24 protein-coding genes, 3 pseudogenes and 1 riboswitch are annotated in these 20,081 nt (G+C 68.1%); of the genes and pseudogenes, 1 reads left to right on the top strand and 26 read right to left on the bottom strand.

What is annotated here, in order from left to right; all coding sequences use genetic code 11:
• Positions 1–9: 9 nt before the first annotated feature.
• The 23 genes and pseudogenes from ACFQDH_RS19260 to mihF form a co-directional block, all read right to left on the bottom strand.
• Positions 10–435 carry a type II toxin-antitoxin system VapC family toxin gene (locus tag ACFQDH_RS19260; RefSeq protein WP_382404004.1) on the bottom strand — a complete coding sequence of 142 codons (426 nt, stop codon included), beginning with the start codon at positions 433–435 and terminating at the stop codon, positions 10–12.
• Positions 432–683 carry a FitA-like ribbon-helix-helix domain-containing protein gene (locus ACFQDH_RS19265; RefSeq protein WP_382404005.1) on the bottom strand — a complete coding sequence of 84 codons (252 nt, stop codon included), beginning with the start codon at positions 681–683 and terminating at the stop codon, positions 432–434. Before ACFQDH_RS19265 ends, ACFQDH_RS19260 begins: the two co-directional genes overlap by 4 nt.
• A gap of 51 nt (positions 684–734) precedes the next feature.
• Positions 735–1,208 carry a PH domain-containing protein gene (locus tag ACFQDH_RS19270; protein ID WP_382404006.1) on the bottom strand — a complete coding sequence of 158 codons (474 nt, stop codon included), beginning with the start codon at positions 1,206–1,208 and terminating at the stop codon, positions 735–737.
• On the bottom strand, positions 1,205–2,068 hold the full coding sequence (gene hisG, locus ACFQDH_RS19275; RefSeq protein ID WP_382404007.1) for an ATP phosphoribosyltransferase: 864 nt from the start codon (positions 2,066–2,068) through the stop codon (positions 1,205–1,207). The genes ACFQDH_RS19270 and hisG overlap by 4 nt, the downstream gene beginning before the upstream one ends.
• Complete coding sequence (locus ACFQDH_RS19280) at positions 2,055–2,318, bottom strand: phosphoribosyl-ATP diphosphatase (protein ID WP_382404008.1); 264 nt, start codon at positions 2,316–2,318, stop codon at positions 2,055–2,057. Before ACFQDH_RS19280 ends, hisG begins: the two co-directional genes overlap by 14 nt.
• Before the next feature lie 94 nt (positions 2,319–2,412).
• Positions 2,413–2,904, bottom strand: a complete 492-nt coding sequence (gene ribH, locus ACFQDH_RS19285; protein ID WP_382404009.1) for a 6,7-dimethyl-8-ribityllumazine synthase — start codon at positions 2,902–2,904, stop codon at positions 2,413–2,415.
• Positions 2,901–3,587, bottom strand: coding sequence for a GTP cyclohydrolase II (gene ribA / locus ACFQDH_RS19290; RefSeq protein WP_382404905.1), 687 nt, complete (start codon positions 3,585–3,587; stop codon positions 2,901–2,903). Before ribA ends, ribH begins: the two co-directional genes overlap by 4 nt.
• Positions 3,567–4,093 (bottom strand): annotated as a pseudogene (ribB, locus tag ACFQDH_RS19295) (3,4-dihydroxy-2-butanone-4-phosphate synthase); the annotation flags it as partial. The gene ribA and the pseudogene ribB, both read right to left, overlap by 21 nt.
• Positions 4,090–4,794 carry a nicotinamide mononucleotide transporter family protein gene (locus tag ACFQDH_RS19300; RefSeq protein ID WP_382404010.1) on the bottom strand — a complete coding sequence of 235 codons (705 nt, stop codon included), beginning with the start codon at positions 4,792–4,794 and terminating at the stop codon, positions 4,090–4,092. The gene ACFQDH_RS19300 and the pseudogene ribB, both read right to left, overlap by 4 nt.
• Positions 4,791–5,405: a riboflavin synthase gene (locus ACFQDH_RS19305; RefSeq protein WP_382404011.1), complete on the bottom strand. Its 615-nt coding sequence runs from the start codon at positions 5,403–5,405 to the stop codon at positions 4,791–4,793. Before ACFQDH_RS19305 ends, ACFQDH_RS19300 begins: the two co-directional genes overlap by 4 nt.
• Before the next feature lies 1 nt (position 5,406).
• Positions 5,407–6,414, bottom strand: a complete 1,008-nt coding sequence (ribD, locus tag ACFQDH_RS19310) for a bifunctional diaminohydroxyphosphoribosylaminopyrimidine deaminase/5-amino-6-(5-phosphoribosylamino)uracil reductase RibD (RefSeq protein ID WP_382404906.1) — start codon at positions 6,412–6,414, stop codon at positions 5,407–5,409.
• Positions 6,415–6,540: 126 nt separating this feature from the next.
• Positions 6,541–6,669, bottom strand: a riboswitch (FMN riboswitch).
• 59 nt (positions 6,670–6,728) lie between these two features.
• The gene (gene rpe, locus ACFQDH_RS19315; RefSeq protein ID WP_382404012.1) at positions 6,729–7,391 is read right to left on the bottom strand and encodes a ribulose-phosphate 3-epimerase; all 663 of its coding nucleotides are present in this window, start codon (positions 7,389–7,391) and stop codon (positions 6,729–6,731) included.
• A gap of 29 nt (positions 7,392–7,420) precedes the next feature.
• Positions 7,421–8,959: an RsmB/NOP family class I SAM-dependent RNA methyltransferase gene (locus tag ACFQDH_RS19320; protein WP_382404013.1), complete on the bottom strand. Its 1,539-nt coding sequence runs from the start codon at positions 8,957–8,959 to the stop codon at positions 7,421–7,423.
• Complete coding sequence (gene fmt / locus ACFQDH_RS19325; RefSeq protein ID WP_382404014.1) at positions 8,956–9,885, bottom strand: methionyl-tRNA formyltransferase; 930 nt, start codon at positions 9,883–9,885, stop codon at positions 8,956–8,958. Before fmt ends, ACFQDH_RS19320 begins: the two co-directional genes overlap by 4 nt.
• A gap of 1 nt (position 9,886) precedes the next feature.
• Complete coding sequence (gene def, locus ACFQDH_RS19330) at positions 9,887–10,432, bottom strand: peptide deformylase (protein WP_382404015.1); 546 nt, start codon at positions 10,430–10,432, stop codon at positions 9,887–9,889.
• 9 nt (positions 10,433–10,441) lie between these two features.
• Positions 10,442–11,113 carry an HAD family hydrolase gene (locus ACFQDH_RS19335; RefSeq protein ID WP_382404016.1) on the bottom strand — a complete coding sequence of 224 codons (672 nt, stop codon included), beginning with the start codon at positions 11,111–11,113 and terminating at the stop codon, positions 10,442–10,444.
• A 143-nt stretch (positions 11,114–11,256) separates the two neighbouring features.
• Positions 11,257–11,682, bottom strand: coding sequence for a hypothetical protein (locus tag ACFQDH_RS19340; RefSeq protein WP_382404017.1), 426 nt, complete (start codon positions 11,680–11,682; stop codon positions 11,257–11,259).
• Complete coding sequence (locus ACFQDH_RS19345) at positions 11,679–13,400, bottom strand: primosomal protein N' family DNA-binding protein (protein ID WP_382404018.1); 1,722 nt, start codon at positions 13,398–13,400, stop codon at positions 11,679–11,681. The genes ACFQDH_RS19340 and ACFQDH_RS19345 overlap by 4 nt, the downstream gene beginning before the upstream one ends.
• 260 nt (positions 13,401–13,660) lie before the next feature.
• Positions 13,661–14,878, bottom strand: coding sequence for a methionine adenosyltransferase (metK, locus tag ACFQDH_RS19350; RefSeq protein WP_382404019.1), 1,218 nt, complete (start codon positions 14,876–14,878; stop codon positions 13,661–13,663).
• 64 nt (positions 14,879–14,942) lie between these two features.
• Positions 14,943–16,163 (bottom strand): bifunctional phosphopantothenoylcysteine decarboxylase/phosphopantothenate--cysteine ligase CoaBC, encoded by a 1,221-nt coding sequence (gene coaBC / locus ACFQDH_RS19355; protein ID WP_382404020.1) that lies wholly within the window; start codon positions 16,161–16,163, stop codon positions 14,943–14,945.
• A gap of 14 nt (positions 16,164–16,177) precedes the next feature.
• Entirely contained in the window at positions 16,178–16,441 is a 264-nt protein-coding gene (gene rpoZ / locus ACFQDH_RS19360; protein ID WP_382404021.1) for a DNA-directed RNA polymerase subunit omega, read from the bottom strand.
• Positions 16,442–16,490: 49 nt separating this feature from the next.
• Positions 16,491–17,092 (bottom strand): annotated as a pseudogene (gene gmk, locus ACFQDH_RS19365) (guanylate kinase).
• Positions 17,089–17,415 carry an integration host factor, actinobacterial type gene (gene mihF / locus ACFQDH_RS19370; protein WP_382404022.1) on the bottom strand — a complete coding sequence of 109 codons (327 nt, stop codon included), beginning with the start codon at positions 17,413–17,415 and terminating at the stop codon, positions 17,089–17,091. Before mihF ends, gmk begins: the two are co-directional and overlap by 4 nt.
• Before the next feature lie 552 nt (positions 17,416–17,967).
• Here mihF and ACFQDH_RS19375 point away from each other — a divergent pair.
• Positions 17,968–18,225, top strand: a complete 258-nt coding sequence (locus tag ACFQDH_RS19375) for a hypothetical protein (RefSeq protein WP_382404023.1) — start codon at positions 17,968–17,970, stop codon at positions 18,223–18,225.
• Between the two features lie 21 nt (positions 18,226–18,246).
• Here the strand turns inward: ACFQDH_RS19375 and ACFQDH_RS19380 are convergent, their stop codons facing one another.
• The 3 genes and pseudogenes from ACFQDH_RS19380 to pyrF all read right to left on the bottom strand — a co-directional run bounded on the left by ACFQDH_RS19380 (position 18,247) and on the right by pyrF (position 20,073).
• Complete coding sequence (locus ACFQDH_RS19380; protein ID WP_382404907.1) at positions 18,247–18,741, bottom strand: universal stress protein; 495 nt, start codon at positions 18,739–18,741, stop codon at positions 18,247–18,249.
• Positions 18,739–19,082, bottom strand: a pseudogene (locus ACFQDH_RS19385) (universal stress protein); the annotation flags it as partial. The pseudogene ACFQDH_RS19385 and the gene ACFQDH_RS19380, both read right to left, overlap by 3 nt.
• A 94-nt stretch (positions 19,083–19,176) precedes the next feature.
• Positions 19,177–20,073, bottom strand: a complete 897-nt coding sequence (gene pyrF / locus ACFQDH_RS19390; RefSeq protein ID WP_382404024.1) for an orotidine-5'-phosphate decarboxylase — start codon at positions 20,071–20,073, stop codon at positions 19,177–19,179.
• Positions 20,074–20,081: the final 8 nt, after the last annotated feature.

A 20,081-nucleotide genomic window follows, 5' to 3' on the forward strand; every position in this document is an offset into this window, starting at 1 on the left:
CGCACTTGCCTACGTGGTGCTGACCCACTGCCATGGGTTCACCAGACTGACACCAGTTCCGTCGAAGTCGCGTGTGTTCCGGGTGGCCAGGGTGGCTTTGGCCGATGCGCAGATCGCCGCGATCTGCGCATCGGCGGTGGTTATGGGGCGACCAGCCCTCTCACGATCGGCAACAATCCGCCCATAGCGATGCCCGGCGGGGGCGTCGAACGGCAGGATCAACTCACCAAAATCAGCGAACACTTCAGCGGCTACCGCTGCCAATCGCTCCTTGCGGCGACCGGCGGGCAACCGAGCAATGCCATGCTCGACCTCAGCGACCGTGATCGCCGTGGTGTGGAGCCGGCCGACCCGGCCGACCCACTCCATCACCGCCAAGTCTGGTTCCAGACGCATCATCTCCGAGACGACATTGGTGTCGATGACGACGATCACGACAGGTCTTGCAGATCAGCCGGTCGAGGCAGGTCCGTCCGGGACGGAATCTGCACCTCGGCACCCTCGACTTCCGCGAAGCGCTGTCGGATTGCCTGGGCGAGATTGAGGCGCTCGTCGTCCACCTCGACTGCTCCCGTCAGGATCGCGCGGACTTCGGCCTCCATCGACCGACCGTGACGTGCAGCCCGAATCTTCAAACGAGCCGTCACCGACTCGTCCAAGTCGCGCACGCTGATCGCTGCCACGATCACCACCTCCTGCCATCAATGCTAGCAAACGGCGAAAGGCAACGTCTCTCAGTCGTTGTCGCCGCGCCGGTTGTTGGCCTCGACGAGCGCGGCAAGGCGCCGAGCCTCGGCCGTGGCGGATGCCCCGTCCGAGCGCTGGACGGCCATCACCGCCAACGTTTCGGTGTCGCTGAGTTCCAGAACCAGCCACGGCGCACCGCCGCCGAACTGCACGTTGACGATCTCGGCCCACTCGATGTCGCGGGACACGATGAGGTTCCGGACATGCAGCCCCTGCGGACTCGGCGTCGCACGCACCAGCGCAAAGCGGAGCAGGAACGCAGCAACCGCAACACCGAAGACGAGCAGGGCCGCCGAATCGGGGGTGTTCCACCCGGTCACGCCGCCGTGCGGAATGGTGAAGGCCACGATCGCAAACACCACAACGATGGCAATCGCCGCCACGATGCTGACGATTCGCGACCGGCGCGGGCGAAACGTCGCGTAGGCGGCCTCGGAGTGCTCGGTCATCTGCGCCGTCACAACCGGCAGGCTGCGATCTCGGTGACCAGGATGGCGCGCGCGCCGATCTCGTAGAGCCCGTCCATCACCGCATTGGTCGCCGTGCGCGGCACCATCGAGCGGACGGCGACAAACCCCTCGCGGTGCAGCGGCGAAACGGTCGGCGACTCGAGCCCGGGCGTCAGCGCGCACGCCTGCTCCACCAGCTCGACGCGTATGTCGTAATCCATCATCACGTACCGGCTCGCCGTGAGGACGCCCTGCAGGCGGCGCACCAACACGTCCACCGAAGGGTTGCTCTCCGGACGCTCCTGCGGTCGGATCAGGACCGCCTCACTCTGCAGGATCGGCTCACCGAAGACCTCGAGTCCTGCGTTGCGAAGTGTCGTGCCGGTCTCCACCACGTCGGCAATCACGTCGGCCACGCCAAGCGTCACCGCAGTCTCGACGGCACCGTCCAGCCGGACGACCGATGCCTCAACACCGTTGTCCGCCAAGTTCTTTCGGACCAGACCCGGGAAGCTGGTCGCGACCCGTGTCCCCTGCAGATCGGCCACTGAGGACGCTTTGCCCGGTCGTGCCGCATAGCGGAAGGTCGACGCACCGAAGCCGAGCTGCATGACCTCCACGGCCGGAGCCTCCGAGTCCAGCAGCAGGTCGCGGCCGGTGATGCCGACCTCGAGGTGACCGCGACCGACATACACGGCGATGTCCCGCGGGCGTAGGTAGAACAGCTCGATGTGCTGCTCGGCGTCGATGACGACGAGTTCCTTGGACTCGCGGCGCACCCGGTAACCGGCTTCGCGCATCAGGCGGGCGCTCTCCTCGGCCAGCGCGCCCTTGTTGGGCATGGCGACCCGCAGCGTCTCAGAGGTGGGCATAGACGTCCTCCAGTGAAATGTCCTGAGCGACCATCAGCACCTGCAGGTGGTAGAGCAGCTGGCTGATCTCCTCGGCCGTGCGCTGCTCGCCCTCATACTCCGCGGCCATCCAGACCTCGGCGGCTTCCTCGACGATCTTCTTGCCGATGAAATGCACGCCGGCGTCGAGTTCGCGCACGGTGCCGGAGTCGGCCGGCCGGTCCTTGGCTTTGGCAGTCAGCTCAGCATGCAGCTGCTCGAACGTCTTCACACCGGCCAAGGCTAATTGCACCTCGCGAGGTATGACGCACCCGGCCACACTGTGGGCCGCGGTCGTATGGCGGGAGTCGCACCGTCGCCGGTAGTCATCCCTGCTGTACCGCCGACTGCTCAACGTCGCGCAGCGTCACAGCTGTAGCCACGGCAGCGGTCGCCGCCTCGTGTCCCTTGTCCTCGTTCGAGCCATCCAAACCGGCCCGATCCAGCGCCTGTTGTTCGTTGTCACACGTCAACACACCGAAACCGACCGGGACACCGGTCCGCACGCTCACGTCGGTGATGCCGGTGGTCGCGGCAGAGCAGACGTACTCGAAATGCGGTGTGCCACCACGGATCACCACTCCGAGAGCCACCAGCGCGTCATACGACGGTGCCAGCCGCGCGCACGCCACGGTCAACTCGAACGTCCCCGGAACACGCACGACCGTCACGTCAGTCACGCCGCAGTCCTGCAGGCCACGTCGCGCACCGTCGAGCAGACCGTCCATCACCTGCTCGTGCCAGGACGCCGCAACGACTGCCACCCGCAGGCCTGCGCCGTCAACGACCACGCTCTCCGGCGCACCGTGGCCGCTCATGCGCTTTCTCCGAGACGGTGACCGAGGCGAACCCGTTTGGTCTCGAGGTAGCGGCTGTTGTTGACCGTGCGATCGGTGATCAGCGGCACCGTCTCGATGGTGAGGCCGGCGTCACGCAACTGAGTCTCCTTCTCAGGATTGTTGGTCAGTAGGCGCATCGACTCGATGCCCAGGTCGCGCAGGATCGCAGCGGCAGCTCCGAACTCGCGGTCGTCGACCGGCAGTCCGAGGGCGGTTTGCGCGTCGACCGTGTCGAGCCCCTGGTCCTGCAGCGCGTAGGCCCGCAGCTTGTCCAGCAGACCGACCCCGCGGCCCTCGTGGCCACGCAGGTAGACGACGACACCGCCCTCGGCAGCGACGCGGCGCATCGACTCAGCAAGCTGCGGGCCGCAATCGCACCTCGTCGAACCGAACGTGTCACCGGTGAGACACTCCGAATGCACTCGCACCAGCGGGGATTCAGCCGGTATGCCGAGAGGTGACACCAGGGCGACGTGGTCGGCTCCGGTGAGCAGATCGGCATACCCGATGGTGTCGAACGTGCCGAACGCAGTGGGCAGCGTCGTGCGCGCACGCGCCTCAACCCGGTCATGCAACCGGCGCCACGCGATCAGATCCGCGATGGTCACGACTATCAGCCCCTCGCGCTGGGCGAACGCCTCTGCGTCCTCCAACCGCATCATCGAACCGTCGTCGTGCACGATCTCGACGATCGCGCCGACGGACGCACAACCGGCAAGCCGGGCCAGGTCGACCGCGGCCTCCGTGTGACCGGGACGCTCGAGCACGCCCCGGTCGCGCGCCCGCAGGGGAAGACGTGACCAGGGCGAGTGAATGCCTCCGGTGTCGCCGACGGGTTTGCCAGCAGGGAGATGGTCTGCGCGCGCTCGGCCGCGCTGATGCCGGTCGTCATACCCATCGCGTCCACGGACACGGTGTATGCCGTGCCCTTCGGGTCCTGGTTGTGCACCACCATCGGCGGCAGTCCGAGACGATCAGCGACAGCGTCGGGCATCGGCGTGCAGATGACGCCCGAGCCGTGCCGGATAGCCCAGCCGACCCAGTGCTCGTCGGCATGTTGGGCCGCCATCACGAGGTCGACCTCGTTCTCGCGGTCGGCATCGTCGGCAACGAGCACCGGCCTGCCGGCGGCGATTTCGGACAGCGCCGCATCAATGGTGCTGATCATGACGACACCAACTCCTCACTGAGATAGGCCCCGCGGTCCGTCTTGCGACTCACCCGGAGCCACACGATGAATCCCCAGATCACGAAGGCCGCATAGATCGCGTAGAGCGCGGCCGACGGGTAGTACTTGAAATGAATGAGTTCTGGCACGCCAACCAGGTCGACCGCGATCCAGGCGAGCCAGAAGTCGTTCCAGCCGCGCGCCATCGCGTAGGTCGCGACGATCGAGCCGACAAATATCCAGGCATCGGCCCAGTAGTACCAGCTCGGAGCCGGCCAGCCAACACCGATGACGCGAGAGATCCACTGCACGAAAACGACTGCGACCACGACAAATCCGAGACTCAGCAAGCGTTGGCGCCCCGTCGCCCAGTGCGGCTGCACCGCTGGGACGTGCGAGCCCTTACCCGCCCGGTTGCGCTGCCAGAGCCACCACCCGTAGATCGAGGTGATGATGAAGAAGACCTGCCGTCCCGCCTGTCCGAACAGCACCTGTCCGCCGTGCGCGGTGAAGCCCAGTGCGAAGAAGACCGTGAAGAGCAGCGCGTTGCCGACGATGCCGATCGGCCAGGCCCACACCTGACGGCGCATTCCGCCGATCGCGGACGCCAACCCGAAGAGGTTGCCGATGATTTCGCGCCAGGTGATGCCGTGCCCGCCGATGGTGATCGACGCGTCATACAGATGCTCGAAGAAGTTCACTTCGAGTCCGCCTGTCCCGTGGAGCGCAGTCCGACCATCCGCTCGACGTACTTGGCCAGCACGTCCACCTCGAGGTTGACCGACTCACCGATCTGCCGGGCACCGAGGGTGGTGAGCGCGAGCGTGGTGGGGATCAGACAGACCGAGAACTCATCGCTCCCGACGGATGCCACCGTGAGGGACACCCCGTCCAACGCAACCGATCCCTTCTCCGCCACGTATGGCGCCAGCGCTTCCGGCAGCGAGAAGGTCACCTCGGTCCAGTGCTCGTGCTCGGCCCGGCGCAGCAGCTGTATGACGCCGTCGACGTGCCCCTGCACGATGTGGCCGTCCAGTCGCCCGTCGGCCCGCACCGCACGCTCCAGATTGACCGGGCTGCCCGGCTGCAGTGCTCCGAGGCTGCTGCGATCCAGCGTCTCGGCCATCACATCGACGGTGAAACTCGTCGGTGAGTGATCGACGACGGTGAGGCAGACGCCGTTGACCGCGATCGACGCACCGTGCTGTACGTCGGCCACGACGGCTTGCGCGGCAATCGACAAGGTCGCCGAATCTCCTTGCCGGACAAGCTCTTGCGCGTGGCCGAGCTCCTCGATGATGCCAGTGAACACGTCACTTCCTCCGATAGATGAGTCTGACGTCGTCCGCGAGACGCGTGACGTCGTGCAAGGTCCAGCGGGTGGCGTCGGACAGCGTCTCGACACCCAGCGGGCCGACGGCGGAGCTGCCGGCACCGAGCAGGAGAGGGGCCAGGTAGACGACGATCTCGTCGACCAGCCCGGCGGCACAGAAGGCAGCTCCGAGGGTGCTGCCACCCTCCAGCAGCACGGTGCGAATGCCACGACTGTGCAGCTCCTTCGTCACCGCAGCCAGGTCGTGGGTGCGCAGCTGCAGGCTTTCCGCCGCGTCGTCGAACAGCCGGGCGCTGATCGGCAGGTCACGTTCGCCGACCACGACCCGCAGCGGCTGAGGGCCGGTGACGGCACCGTCCGCGGACCGCGCCGTCAACTGCGGGTCATCGGTCAGCGCGGTGCCGGTGCCGACGACGATCGCACCGACCCGTCGGCGCAGGTCGTGCACGTCGGCCCGCGACAGCTCGTTGCTGATCCACTGACTGGTGCCGTCTGCGGCAGCCGACCGGCCGTCGACCGTCATGGCGAATTTCCAGGTGACCCACGGCTTTTCGTGGAGGACGGCATACGTCCAGAGCTCGTTGAGCGCGGCGGCTTCGTCGGCGAGGACACCGCCCCGAACATCGATGCCGCGGGTCTGCAGCACCTCGCCGCCACCACGCGCGATCGGGTTCGGGTCACTCTGCCCGTAGACGACCCGGCTCACGCCGGCCTCAGTCAGTGCGTCGACGCACGGTCCGGTGCGGCCGGTGTGGGCGCAGGGTTCGAGAGTGACGTATGCCGTCGCGCCGCGCGCCCGGTCACCGGCTTCGGTGAGGGCAGCCACTTCGGCGTGCGGGGTGCCTGCGCCGGCGTGCCAGCCGCGCCCGACCACCTCTCCGTCCCGCACCAGCACACAGCCGACACGAGGATTGGGATCGACAAGTGGGCCGCGTGCCGCCAGCTCAAGGGCAGCGCGCATCGGCTGTTCGAAGGTTTCGGTGTGCATCTGGGCCACCGCCTCGCCACTCCTTCCCGGTCCGGTCTCACCGGCTCCGGGGGTGACGAGCGGTCGCGCGAACCGTCCGCAAAAGCGGGCGATTGCGTCGCCGCAGGGTACGCCAACAGGCGCATCCTCGTGCTGCCTCCCATCCGGACTTTAACCGTCGGTCCTGGAGTTCCACCAGGTCAACCGGCTGCCACTGGCAGTCGGGTCGCGGACTATAACCGCCGGCTCGGAATTTCACCGACCCCGGAGCACGTTTCGAAATCAGTATTGCACGCCCCGTCAATCCCTGTGGACCGGCCGTCCGGCTGACGAGATCAGGCGTGCCCGACGCAGGACGTCGCCAAGTCGCGCAATTGGTCGATGGCGGCGGCAGCATCGTCGGCCCCGTAAACCGCTGAGCCTGCTACGAATACGTCGGCGCCGGCTTCGGCACACTGCTCGATCGTCGACGCCGAGACACCGCCGTCGACCTGGATGCGGATCTCTCCCCCGCGCCGCTTGATCGCCTCGCGCACCTCGCGCACCTTCGGCAGCTGGTCGGCCATGAAACTCTGGCCGCCGAACCCGGGTTCGACGGTCATCACCAGGACCATGTCGACGACTTCGAGCAGGTCCTCGTATGGCGCGAACGGCGTGCCAGGCTTGAGCGCCATACAGGCTCGGGCGCCGGCGGCGTGCAGGTCCTTGGCCAGCGCCCGCGGATCGCGGGCGGCCTCGATGTGAAAAGTCACGCTCTCAGCACCCGCTTCTGCGTAGGCAGGCGCCCACCGGTCGGGGTCGTCGATCATCAGGTGACAGTCCAGCGGGATCGGCGACACGCGCTGCAACGCCTCGACCACCGGCAGACCCAGCGTGAGGTTGGGCACGAAGTGGTAGTCCATCACGTCGACATGCGCCGAGTCGGCGGTCGCGATGCGCTGCAGGTCGCGCTCAAGGTTCGCGAAGTCGGCCGACAGGATGCTCGGTGCGATCTGCACGCTTCCTCCGTGGTTCTGGTCTACGAGATTCATTGAAGCTGTTCAGTTTTCGGACTTGGACGTCTTGCGCAGCAGCGCGAAAACATCGCGTCCGTGCCGTGCACGTGCGGCCACAGCTGCACCGTCGGCCGATCGCTGAGTTGCCGGATCTGCTCGCCGGCCGCATCACGGAACAGCGGCCGCGCGTCCTCCACCGTGACGTCCGCGCGTCCGTTCGTCACCGCGTGGACGACCGCGGTCGTCTCGGCCACGTGCGGGCTGCAGGTGACATACGCGACGAGCCCACCGGTGACGGTCGCGTCGAGAGCGGAGTTGAGCAGGTCGGTCTGTATGGCGGTCAGGTCCGTCACATCGCCAGGGGTCCGGCGCCACCGCGCTTCGGGCCGACGGCGCAACGCGCCCAGGCCGGTGCACGGTGCGTCCACCAGCACGCGTTCGTAGGTCTCCGGCTCTTCGGCACCGAGCTCGCGTCCGTCACCGGTGCCGATCATCACTTCGATGCCGGCATCCAGCGCGGCACGCAGCGTCCGGCGCACCAGGTCCGTGCGGTGCTCGCTGATCTCGTTGACGAATAGTGTGACGTCCGACTGCTGCGCCGAAAGCGCAGCCAGCAGAGCGGCTTTCCCGCCCGGTCCGGCGCACAGGTCGAGCCAGTCCTGCGGTCCGTCGACCTGCCCGGGCGCAGCCGCGAGCGCCAGCGCTACCAGCTGAGAACCCTCGTCCTGGACCGCGGCGCGGGTTTCGCGCACGGCAGGTATGTCAGCCGGGTCTCCGCTGGGCAGGGTGGCCCCGACCGGAGACAGCTTCGCCGCCTCGGCCCCGGCGTCGACCAGCTCCTGCACAGTCGCGAGCCCTGGACGAGCCACGAGCGACACCGTCGGCGCCGCGTTGTCAGCCTCCAGCAAAGCCTCCAGCGAGGCGTCCAATTCGCTCTCGTCGGTGATCCCGTCCGAGCGCAGTGCGCCGCGCAGGGCTCGCACGATCCACTCCGGGTGAGAGTGCTCCACCGCGAGGGCGTCCTCGCGGGGACGACCGGCCGTCACCTCCCGGATCCACTCCTCGCGGGTGCGCTCGGTGACTCGCCGCAACACTGCATTGACGAAGCCGGAGGCACCGGCCCCGTTGACCTCGCGGGCGAGGGCCACGGTCTCAGAGGCGGCAGCATGCGGCGGCACGCGCATCCCGAGGATCTGGTGCGCGCCCAGCCGGAGCGTGTCCAGCACCGGCGGGTCTATCTGCGCGGCGGGACGGCCGGCGGCGAACTCGATGATCGCGTCGTAGAGACCGCGCATCCGGATGGCGCCATACGTCAGCTCGGTGGCGAAGGCTGCGTCACGTCCGTGCAGGTCCGCCGAGCGAAGCGCCTTCGGCAGCTCGAGGTTGGCGTAGGCACCGTCGGCGACCGCACGGCTGACCTCCCAGGCCACCTTGCGCACCGGGTCGCCGCCGCGACGGCGGTCCGCCGGACGCGTCGCGGTGCGGTTCTTGCCGCCGACGCGACGCGAATCAGGTCGCTGCCTGCCACGGTCGTCGCGGAATCCTCCGCGGGGTTGCTCGCCGTCATTCACGTCAGCTTCTCTCCTTCTGCGACGCGTACGCCACGAGCCCAGTCTGCCGCCGCCATGGCCTTCTTGCCATGCGGCTGCACGGTGTCCAATCGCACAGGGGTGGTGCCGGTGCCGACATACACAGCACGCTTGGTGGCCAGCAGCTCACCGGCACCGAGTCGTATGTCGCCAGGCACGTCCTGGTCCAGCTTCTCGATCTTGAGTCGCGCATCGCGGTATGTCGTCCATGCGCCCGGCGCCGGCGTGCACGCGCGCACTCGGCGATCGATGGCGAATGACGGCTCCTGCCAACGGATTTCAGCGTCTTCGACGGTGATCTTCGGGGCCATCGACACACCCTCGGAGGGTTGCGTCACCGGCGTGATCGAGCCGTCGGCGAGGCCGTCGAGAGCCGCCACGAGCAGCCCGGCGCCGGCTTCGGCAAGCCGACCCAGCAGGTCGCCGCTCGTATCGGTCCGGCGGATGGTCTCGGTCATCGTGCCGAGCACCGGGCCCGTGTCCATGCCCTCCTCGAGCAGAAAGGCCGTGGCGCCGGTGACCTCGTCACCGTGCAGGATCGCGTGTTGGACGGGTGCGGCGCCTCGCCAGGCGGGCAGCAGCGAGAAGTGCAGGTTGACCCAGCCGTGGCGCGGAATGTCAAGCACCGGACGGGGCACCAGCGAGCCGTAGGCGACGACCGGGCACACGTCGGGTTCCAGCGCTGCGAGGTCCTCGGCGAACCCGGGCTCTTTGGCCGAGCGTGGCTTGAGCACCGGGACGCCGAGTTGCTCACCCAGCAGGCCGACCGGCGACGTCCGCAGCGACCGGCCTCGGCCCGCCCGTGCGTCGGGGCGGGTCACGACACCGACGAGCTCGTGCCGGGATGCGGCGATCGCTCGCAGGCTCGGCAAGGCCGCCTCGGGTGTGCCGGCGAAGACAACTCGCATCTCAGCCTCCGTAGGTCGGGTTGGCGTGCGGGCTGTCGCGGACGATCGGGCCGGACAGCCCGGCCCAGTCGGCATTGCGGATCTCCTTCAGAGCGAGCATGCGCTGCTCCTTGTCGAGGCGATCGATGAAGAGGATCCCGTCCAGGTGATCAGTCTCGTGCTGGATGCACCGGGCCAGCAGGTTGCTGCCTTCGAGAGTGACCGGCTCGCCATACATGTCGAATCCGCGGGCGACCACCGACAGGGAGCGCGGCGTCGGCCAGGAGAAGGCAGGGAGTGACAGGCAGCCTTCCTCGTCGACCTCGATCTCGCCGTAGAGGTCGAGGTCGGGATTGACCAGGTGGCCGAGCTCGCCGTCCACGTAATAGGTGAAAACCCGCAGCCCGACACCCAATTGGGGCGCTGCCAGACCGGCGCCCGGCGCGTCCATCATGGTGTCGGTCAGGTCCTGCACCAGGGTGCGGAGTTCCTTGTCGAAGGTCGTGACTGATGCTGCGGGCGTGCGCAGGACGGGGTCGCCATACAGGCGGATCGGGGTGATCGACATGGTGTGGTCCTACACCTCCACGGGCAAGCCGCGCACCAGCAGGTCGGCACGCAGTTCTTCAGGGGTCGTGAAGGCGATGGCGTCCATGCCGGCTTCGATGGCGGCCTGGACATTGGCCAGTTTGTCGTCGATGAAGATGCAATCGTCGAGACTGCCCAGATGGCGCACGCGGTCGGCCAACTCCTCGAATATCTCGGGGTCGGGCTTGGCCACGCCCTCCTCCCCGGACACGATGATGTCTTCGAAGAGCTCGAGGAAATCGAAGGTGTCGACCGCGACCGGGAAGGTCTCGGCCGACCAGTTCGTCAGCGCGATCAGCGGGATCTCAGCGGCGTGCAACTGCTTGAGGATGCCGACCGTGCCCTCGATCGCGCCACGCATCGACTTCGCGAAATTCTCGCGGTACGAACGGATTTCGTCTGCCAGATGCGGGTAGGCCATGGTGGCGTCCCGCTCGCCCTCGGCGAAGGTGCGGCCTGCGTCCTGCAGGTGGTTCCAGGCGTTGAAGTCGAATTCGCCGCTGGTGAGGAACTTCCGAGCGCGCGCCTCCCCTACACCGGCCGCGATCGCCGGCTGCGGGTCCCATTCGATCAGCACATTGCCGAGGTCGAAGACCACTGCGTCGACTGCTGACGGGTTGAGATCGAGATCGTCGACGGTCGTTGTTTGCTGCTGGCTCACCACGCAGAGACTAACGACGTCAACACGCGCGGCGGCCTGCGGGGTGTGGACGTCTGCACGATCTGAAGGAAAGGCATGGGAGGAGATCGGGGCCCCCACGAAGTATTTCGGAGGAGCGCAGCGGGGGAGAAAACTTCGTGGGGTTAAAGCAAGGCGCCGCTCGGATCGACGCGGACAGTAACCGTGCCGGGCAACTTGTGGGCACTACGGATCCCGCGTGCGGCCGCCACCGCCTTGGCGACCGCGGGCGCGTGGGACCGCGGGGTCCGCAACAACAAGCTGGTGCCGTCACCGCCCGGAGTCGGCATCGGGCCGATGCGTTCCAACGGCACGGATTCGTCCAGCAGCTGCCGAGCGGCTGTGGCGAAAGCATCCAGGTCCGCGACGTTCCCGGTCAGCAGCACCATCCATGACGACGGCGGCAGGTCCAGCTCACGACGTGCCGCCAGCTCTCGTTCGACGAAAGTGTCCGGAGCCCAGCGCACGAGCGACTCGACCGGTGGCAGGGTGACCCCCGACGAGAGACCGCACACGACCACCGCGCCACCGCGTGACGCCGGACGGGTCAACGCCGCCGCTGCCGTCCAGCGGCGGAACGTCTCCTCCCCGCATCCAGCGCGGCCCGGTCGAGCAGCGCCCAGCCGTCGAGCAAAAGCGTTGCGGCATAACCGGATTCGGCCACCGGCTCGGCGCCGGGGGTGGCGATGACCAACTGCGGTGCCGAGCCGACCGAGCCGACGATCTCACCGGCGCCGGATCGCAGCACGGCTACACCGGGGAATGCCCGGCCCAGCTCTTCAGCGGTGCGCCGTGCGCCGACGACGGCCGCGTGCAGGCGGGTGCTGTAGCACTCCGGGCAGCGCCACGGCTCGGCGGCGCGGCCACACCACCGGCATACCGGCGGCGAGGTGGGAGCCGGCAGGCCCATTGGACCGTGGCAGTGCTCGCAGCGGGCGACTTCGCGACACTGCCCACAACGCAGCGTCGGCAGGTAGCCGCGACGCGGCACCTGGACCAGCACCGGACCGTCCGCCAGCGCGGCCCGGGCCGTCGACCACGCAACGGGCGGCAGGTGCGCGTGGGCGGCGGCACCGGCACGCTCCACTTCACGCTCGTCGCCGGCGACGATCACCCGCGGCACCGAGCCGGGCGGGGTGCGTGCCTGCACGGGTCGCACCAGCCCGTCGTCGAGCCAGCGCTGCACCGGCACCGAGCGCACGAAGCCCCCGAGCAACAGCGCCGCCTTCTCGCGTGTCGCGCGCAGCCGCAACACTTCTCGCGTCTGCGGGTATGGCGAGCGTGGTTCGGCGAGCAGGTCGTCCCCGTCGTCCCAGCACGCGAGGAGACCGAGGTCACGCACCGGCGCCCAGGCAGCGGCGCGTGTGCCGATGACGCAGCGAACGTGCCCGCGCAGCACCTTCAGCCACGCCGTGTAGCGGGCCTGCGGACCCTGCTCGGCGGTGAGTCGCACGTGCTGCCCTTCGCCCAGCTCGGCGGTCAGTGCAGTGTCGAGCCGATCGAGGTCGCGATGGTCCGGCACGACGATCAGGGCGCCGCGGCCGCCATACAGCGTGGCTCGGGCGGCCTGGGCCAGCGCCGCCGGCCAGTCCGCTCCCGGATCGACGGTCGGAGCCGCCAGCCAAGACGCGGCAGGGTCGTCACCTTCGGACAGCCGACGCAGGAACGCTTCGCCGGCGGGATATCGCTGCCAGGCGGTGTCGACGGGAGGTGTCGGTCGCTCGAAGTCGGGCGCAGGCTTCGCGTCCAGGGCCTTCTCGGCGGCGGCATGCCGTGGCGGCACCGCGAGCCGCAGCACGTCGGCGAGCGGCCCGGCGTAATAATCGGCGACCGCGCGGCAGGCGTCCAGCACGTATGGCGTCAGCACCGCCTCCGGGCTGACCACCCGGCGTAGCGGGGTCAGCTTGCCGGTGTGCTCGGGTTCGGCCACCCGCGCGACGACGAACCCGGAGACGTCCTTGCCGGCGAATCGCGCCTTGATCCGCACACCGGGCTGTGCGTCGCCGGCGAGCTTCTCGGGGACGGCGTATTCGAACGGCCGGTCCAGGTGCGCCAGGCCGACGTCGAGCACCACACGTGCCACCGGCAACGCGACGGTGGATTTCGCCGGCTCGGCTTGCACTCGCTCCTTCGCCACTCGCGGCGCGGCAGCGTGCAGCAGGTGCAGTTGCTCCGGTGTCGCCGGGCGTGGTGGGTCGTCGTTGGTGGGCTGGTTCGTGCCCGATGCATTCGCGACCGCCGGGTCGGTGGGTCTGCCGGACGAACGCATGCCCTTGTTATACGCGATCGCTCGGACAGCCCCGCCGCCATACCCGCACCCCTTTCGCCGAGAGGACACCGGATTACCCAGCGGACAGCGGATTTGGGCGATTTAGACCGGAATCGGCTGTCCTCTCGACGATCGGGTGCCCTCTCGGCATTGGGGGCCGACGCGCGCGAATACGACGACGACCAACACAGAGCAACGCCGGTCACGAACTCGTTCGTGACCGGCGTTGCTCTGTGTTGCGAGGAGTCGAAGCAGACGACTCAGCCAATCGCGCGGCGCAGGTCCTCGATCTTGTCGGTGCGCTCCCAGGTGAAGGCGTTCTCGACACCGTCGGCCTTGGTGCGGCCGAAGTGGCCGTAGGCGGCGGTCGGCTTGTAGATCGGCCGCAGCAGGTCGAGCTCTTCGACGATCGCGGCGGGCCGCAGGTCGAAGACCGTGGTGATGGCGTCCTGGATCTTGTCCAGGGGCTTCTTCTCGGTGCCGAAGGTCTCGACATACAGGCCGACCGGCTGCGCCTTGCCGATCGCGTAGGCAACCTGCACCTCGCAGCGGTCCGCGAGCCCGGCCGCGACGATGTTCTTGGCGACCCAGCGCATGGCGTATGCCGCCGAGCGGTCGACCTTCGACGGGTCCTTGCCGGAGAACGCGCCGCCGCCGTGGCGGGCCATGCCGCCGTAGGTGTCGACGATGATCTTGCGGCCGGTCAGGCCGGCGTCGCCCATCGGACCACCGATGACGAACTTGCCCGTCGGATTGATCAGCTTGCGGTAGGAGGAGGTGTCCAAGGTGTTGCCGGACGCGGCCAGCTCCTCGAGCACCGGCTTGATGACGTGCGTGTCGATGTCCGGCTCGAGCATGCCTTCCAGCGAGATGTTCTCAGCGTGCTGCGTGGACAGGACCACGGTGTCGAGACTCACGGCATTCTCGCCGTCATACGCGATGGTGACCTGGGTCTTGCCGTCCGGGCGCAGGTAGGCCAGTTCACCGCTCTTGCGCACGCTGGTCAGTCGCTCGGAGAGTCGGTGCGCGAGGAAGATCGGCAGCGGCATCAGCTCAGCGGTGTCGGAGCAGGCATAACCGAACATCAGGCCCTGGTCGCCGGCGCCCTGGCTGTCCTTGGCGTCGGTGCCGCCCTCGGCGCGGTGCTCGTGCGCGGTGTCGACGCCCTGCGCGATGTCCTGCGACTGCTCACCGATCGAGATCGACACGCCACAGGACTTGCCGTCGAAGCCCTTGAGGGAGGAGTCGTAGCCGATGTCCTGGATCGTCTCGCGCACCAGCTTGGCGATCGGGACGTAGCTGTCGGTCGTGACCTCGCCGGCGACGTGCACGAGTCCGGTGGTCACCATCGTCTCGACCGCGACCCGCGACTTCGGGTCGTCCGCGAGCATGGCGTCCAGGATCGCGTCACTGATCTGGTCGCAGATCTTGTCCGGGTGTCCCTCGGTAACCGATTCCGAGGTGAAAAGACGGGCCACAGGTTGCTCCTTCTGATGTGCAGCGGCTGCTGGCTGGCCCGCCACACGGCGAGCCACCCGGAGTCTAAACGGTGTCGAGGTGCTGCTGTACGGCATCCCACACAGCGTGTGCGAGCGTGACCTTGTCGGCCGGACCGACCGGCGTCTCGTCGCCCCCGCGCGTCAGGATGTGTATGGCGGCGCGGTCCTGGCCGAACGTCACGCCCGGCCCGACCTCGTTGACCACCTGGATGTCGCTGCCCTTGCGGGCGAACTTCGCGCGTGCGTGGTCCATGACCGAGCCGCTCGAATCACCGGTCTCCGCGGCGAAGCTGACGATGACCGGGCGCGACGAGGTGCCCCGGTCGGTGACCAGACCCTTGACGATGTCGGGATTCTCGACCAGCTGCAGGATCAGGTCGTCCCCGCCGGCGGTCTTCTTGATCTTGTGATCGGTGTATGCCGCTGACCGGTAGTCCGCGGGGGCCGCCGCCATCACGATCGCGTCGGCGTCCCGGCCGGCCTCGGTCACCGCCCGCTGCAACTCCAGGGTGGTCTCGACCTGCACGACGTCCACTCCCGAGGGGGTCGGCAGGGACGAGTTGGCGCTGACGAGAGTGACCCGGGCGCCGCGTTCGGCGGCCACGGCCGCCAGCGCATAACCCTGCTTGCCACTGGACCGGTTGCCGATGAAACGCACCGGGTCGATCGGCTCGTGAGTGCCGCCGGCGGAGACGACGACGTGCCGTCCGGCCAGCGGGCGGTCGGCTGTGCTGTCGCCGGCTGCCACCAGACCGAGCGCGTATGACGCGATCTCCTCTGGCTCACGCAGCCGACCAGGCCCGGTGTCGGCTCCGGTGAGGCGTCCCGAGTCGGGGTCCATCACGTGTATGCCGCGCGCGCGCAGCGTCGCGACATTGGCGACGGTCGCGGGGTGCTGCCACATCTCGGTGTGCATCGCCGGAGCGAAGACGATCGGGCAGCGCGCTGTCAGCAGGGTGTTGGTGAGCAGATCGTCGGCCAGCCCGTGGGCCGCCTTCGCGATCAGGTCAGTGGTCGCGGGCGCCACGACGACGAGCTCAGCGGCCTTGCCGATGCGGACGTGCGGGACGTCCTCGACGTGCGTCCAGACGTCATCGGCGACGGGCTTGCCGGACAGGGCAGCCCAGGTCGGGGCACCGACGAACCGCAGCGCTGCGGCCGTCGGGATCACGGTGACGTCGTGACCTGCTTCGGTGAACCGGCGTAGCAGCAGGCATGCCTTGTAGGCGGCGATGCCCCCGCTGACGCCGAGCACGATGCGCATGGAAGAAGGCTCTCTTACGCCTCGACCTTTTCGATGGACAGGAGGCCTTCGTTGATCTCGCGCAGCGACACCGACAGCGGCTTGTCGTTGACCTGGCTCTCGACGAGCGGGCCGACATACTCCAGCAGGCCCTCGGACAGCTGCGAGTAGTAGGCGTTGATCTGCCGGGCGCGCTTGGCCGAGTAGATGACCAGCGCGTACTTGGAGTCGGCGACCTTCAGCAGGTCGTCGATCGGCGGGTTGGTGATGCCCTCGGGGGCAGCCTTGGTGCCAGACACGAAGAAAATCTCACTTCTCGTTGGGGGTGAAACGTGGGCAGCGCGCACCTCAGGACGTGGCGCAGATGTGCTGCTGCATCAATTGTACGAGTTCTTCGGCGGCCCGCTGCACATCGTCGTTCACGATGGTGGTGTCGAACTCCGGTTTCGCGGCGAGTTCGCGCCTCGCTGTGGCCAGCCGAACCTCGCGTTCGTCCGCACTCTCGGTGCCTCGCCCGACCAGCCGGCGGACGAGTTCGTCCCAGCTGGGCGGCTCCAGGAAGACGAAGAAGGCCTCGGGCAGTTGCTCGCGCACCTGACGCGCGCCCTGCAGGTCGATCTCCAGCAGCGGCAGCTTGCCCTCCTTGGCGGCCTTGCTGACCGGCCCACGTGGTGTGCCGTAGCTGGCCCGCCCGTGCACTACCGCGTGCTCGAGGAACTCGCCGTCGGCCACCATCGCATCGAAGCGTTCCTGGCTGATGAAGTGGTAGTGCTTGCCGTCGATCTCCCCGGCCGGGCCGGGCGCGTGGTTGCCGACACCGACAGCCACACCTCCGGATAGTGCTCCCGGATGTATGCCGAGACCGTGCCCTTGCCCACGGCGGTCGGCCCGGCGAGCACGACCAGCGGTGCACACTTCCGCTGGCCGGTCTCCTGCTCGCCTGAGGTCACGCCTTCCCCGTCTGTTCGAAATGTTCCAGCAACCGGTGGACCTGGTTGGCGCCCAGCCCGCGGACCCGTCGTGTCTCGGCGATGCCGATGTCGGTCATGATCTGGCGGGCGCGCACCCGGCCGACGCCGGGCAGCGACTCCAGCAGGGCCGACACCTTCATCTTGCCGATGACCTCATTGCCCTTGCCCGCCTCGATGACCTCGCGGAGGGAACCTTGCGCGTATTTCAGCCGGTTCTTCACCTCGGCCCGTTCTCGCCGCGCGGCCGCCGCCTTGGCGAGTGCCTCAGCGCGCTGCTCGGGCGTCAATTGCGGTAGGGCCACGTGTCTTTCTCCTGGCGTGTGTCAGTTGTGAAGAAGTCTCTGCGAGGTGCGGAACCCTGATCTGCCGCACCCAGCGAACCTAGCGACTCTTCGAGCGGTTCGGCAACGAGGGGTCGGCTCGCAGCGGAGATATCCGGTCTGTCATGTCGCAGGACATCGGTGACGATTCGGGATCAAGACATTGGTGACAGTCCGCGGGGAGTCTCGTCGTCACGTCAAGTGGAGTCGAGCCGAGCCGGTGGGCTCGGGGACTGCGGATGGTGCGGCGTTTCCTCGCGCACGATGTGCAGGGCCACGACGGACGCAGGACGGGTCGACATATTCGGACCAGCAACACGTGCGGCGGGGCGCACCTCCTACTGGTCCTCAAACCCGCGCATGGACCTGGCCGGCCCGGGCACTGCAGATAGTGCGGCCGGACATGCGGTAGACGTCGGGCGGGATCACGATCGGCTGCTTCGGCCAGCCCGGCACTGTCACCCATGTCCTGAGACATCACAGGGAGGCTTCCAGGCCGTATGGCGACACCGACGCCCCCAATAGGCTGGCTCCATGAGCACCGAGACGATCGACACGCGTCCCACTTCCAAGCTCAAGCAGAAGTGGCACGCTCTCACACCGATGCAGCGCAAGCTGCTCGTCGTCGGGTCCGCCATCGACACCGTGGCCAAAACCGCGGCTGTGGTCGACCTGGCGCGACGGCCCGCCGAGGAGGTACGCGGCCCGAAATGGTTGTGGGCGACCGCATTGCCGGTGGTCAACTCCGTCGGAGTGTTGCCCGCCGCCTACTTCTTCCTCGGCCGCCGCTGACCGGTGTGCGAGGAGCTGTCGTCAGCGGACCACCGCGACCGGACACGGCGCAGTCGAGACCAGTCGCCTGCTCACCGAGCCGAGCAGCAGCGAGCGGAAGCCACCTCGGCCACGGCTGCCCACGACGAGCAGGCCGGCACCCGCGGCGATCCGGGCGATCTCGACGGGGGCCTCACCACGCGTCACCTCGGTCGTCACCGTGAGCTCCGGATGTGTCGCCAGCACGCTCTCCCGGGCAGCCTGCAACTCCTTGTGGACGTCCTCGGCGATCTCTTTGGCATCGCCCACCACCGGCAGGCCATAGGTCACCGAAGGATCGCTCCACGCGCCGACGATGTGCAACGAGGCGCCGGCCTTCTGTGCGGTTTCCGCGGCGAAGACCGCGTCCCGCTCGGCCGGCTCGGATCCGTCATACGCGAGTACGACACGGTCCAGTCGACCGGCGTCGGCGCCCCGAACGATGACGGCCGGGCATGCGGCGTGCGCCGAGACGGCGTAGCCGACGGATCCCAGCATGGTCTCGACCAATTCGTGGTGGCCGCGGTTGCCGACGACGACCAGCGAGGCGTCCGCCGATGCCTCGACAAGCGCGTGCGCCGGGTTGTCGGTGACACCACGACCAGTGACTTCGGTTGCGCCCTCCGCCCGAGCGAGACTGACGCCGTCTGCGGCGACTTTGGTTGCCTCCGCGACGAATTCGTCTGCCGTGACCGGCGGGAGGAACTCCCCGGATGGACCACCGGCATCGGCACTGCCGCGAGCACCTCGAGCGCTTCCTGACGACGCATCGCGATCCGCGCGGCCCACTGGACGGCGGCGCCGGATTGTTTCGAACCGTCATACCCGACAAGAATCATCAGCGCAGACTCCTTCGCGTTCAGCCCGATGCGCTGGGCCCCGATGCCCAGGTCACCCGGTCGACGCCATTCTACTACCTCACGTAGTAATTCGTCAGGCGTCTCGCTCGATAACCGACCGCAGGGTCGACGCCTCCTGCTGCACGGTGTGCAACGCCTCCCGCAAGGCGGCGACGTCCGGTCCGGCGCTCAGGATCGCGCGTGACGTCGCCGGCAGCACCAGCGCAGCAGCCGCGCCGAAGCCGCGCCCGATGTCGCCGATCGTCGCGCCCTGCGCGCCCAGGCCGGGAGCCAGTAGAGGCGCGCGCGACTGTGCGATCCGCTCGGCGAGGCCGAGCTCGGCGATGTCCTTGCCGACGGTCGCCCCGACGACCATGCCGACGTCTCCGAACGTGCCCGCCGGAGCGAGCGCGTTGGCGTCGGCGACGTCGTCGATGATCGCGCCACTGACGGTGTCTTGCTCCCAGACCGCGTGCTGGACCCGGGCGCCCTCCGGGTTGGAGGTCATCGCGAGCACGAAGACGCCACGCCCGGTTCGCTTTGCCAGGTCGAAAGCCGGTGCGAGAGAACCGAATCCGAGGAAGGGGCTAACCGTGATGGCGTCGGCGCGCAAGGGTGAGTCGTCGCAGAGGTAGGCCTGCGCGTATGCCGCCATCGTCGACCCGATGTCACCGCGCTTGACGTCCAACAGGCTCAGGGTGCCCATCTCACGCAACCCGGCGAGCACGTCTTCCAGCACCTCGACACCGGCCGCGCCGAATCGTTCGAAGAACGCGCTCTGCGGCTTCACGATCGCGGCTGCGCCACCGAATGCCTCCACGGCGATCTCGGCGAACTGCCGGAGCCCCTTGACCGAATGCGGCAGCCCCCATTCCGCCAGCAAGGACGCGTGCGGATCGATCCCGACGCACACCGGGCCATGCTGGTCGACCGCTTCACCAAGTCGAATACCGAAGGGGTCCAGGACTTTCCGCTCCTGCTCTGCGCCCATCACAGTCT

It is taken from the genome of Flexivirga alba, assembly GCF_042661025.1.
GTDB classification, from domain to species: Bacteria; Actinomycetota; Actinomycetes; order Actinomycetales; family Dermatophilaceae; genus Flexivirga; species Flexivirga alba.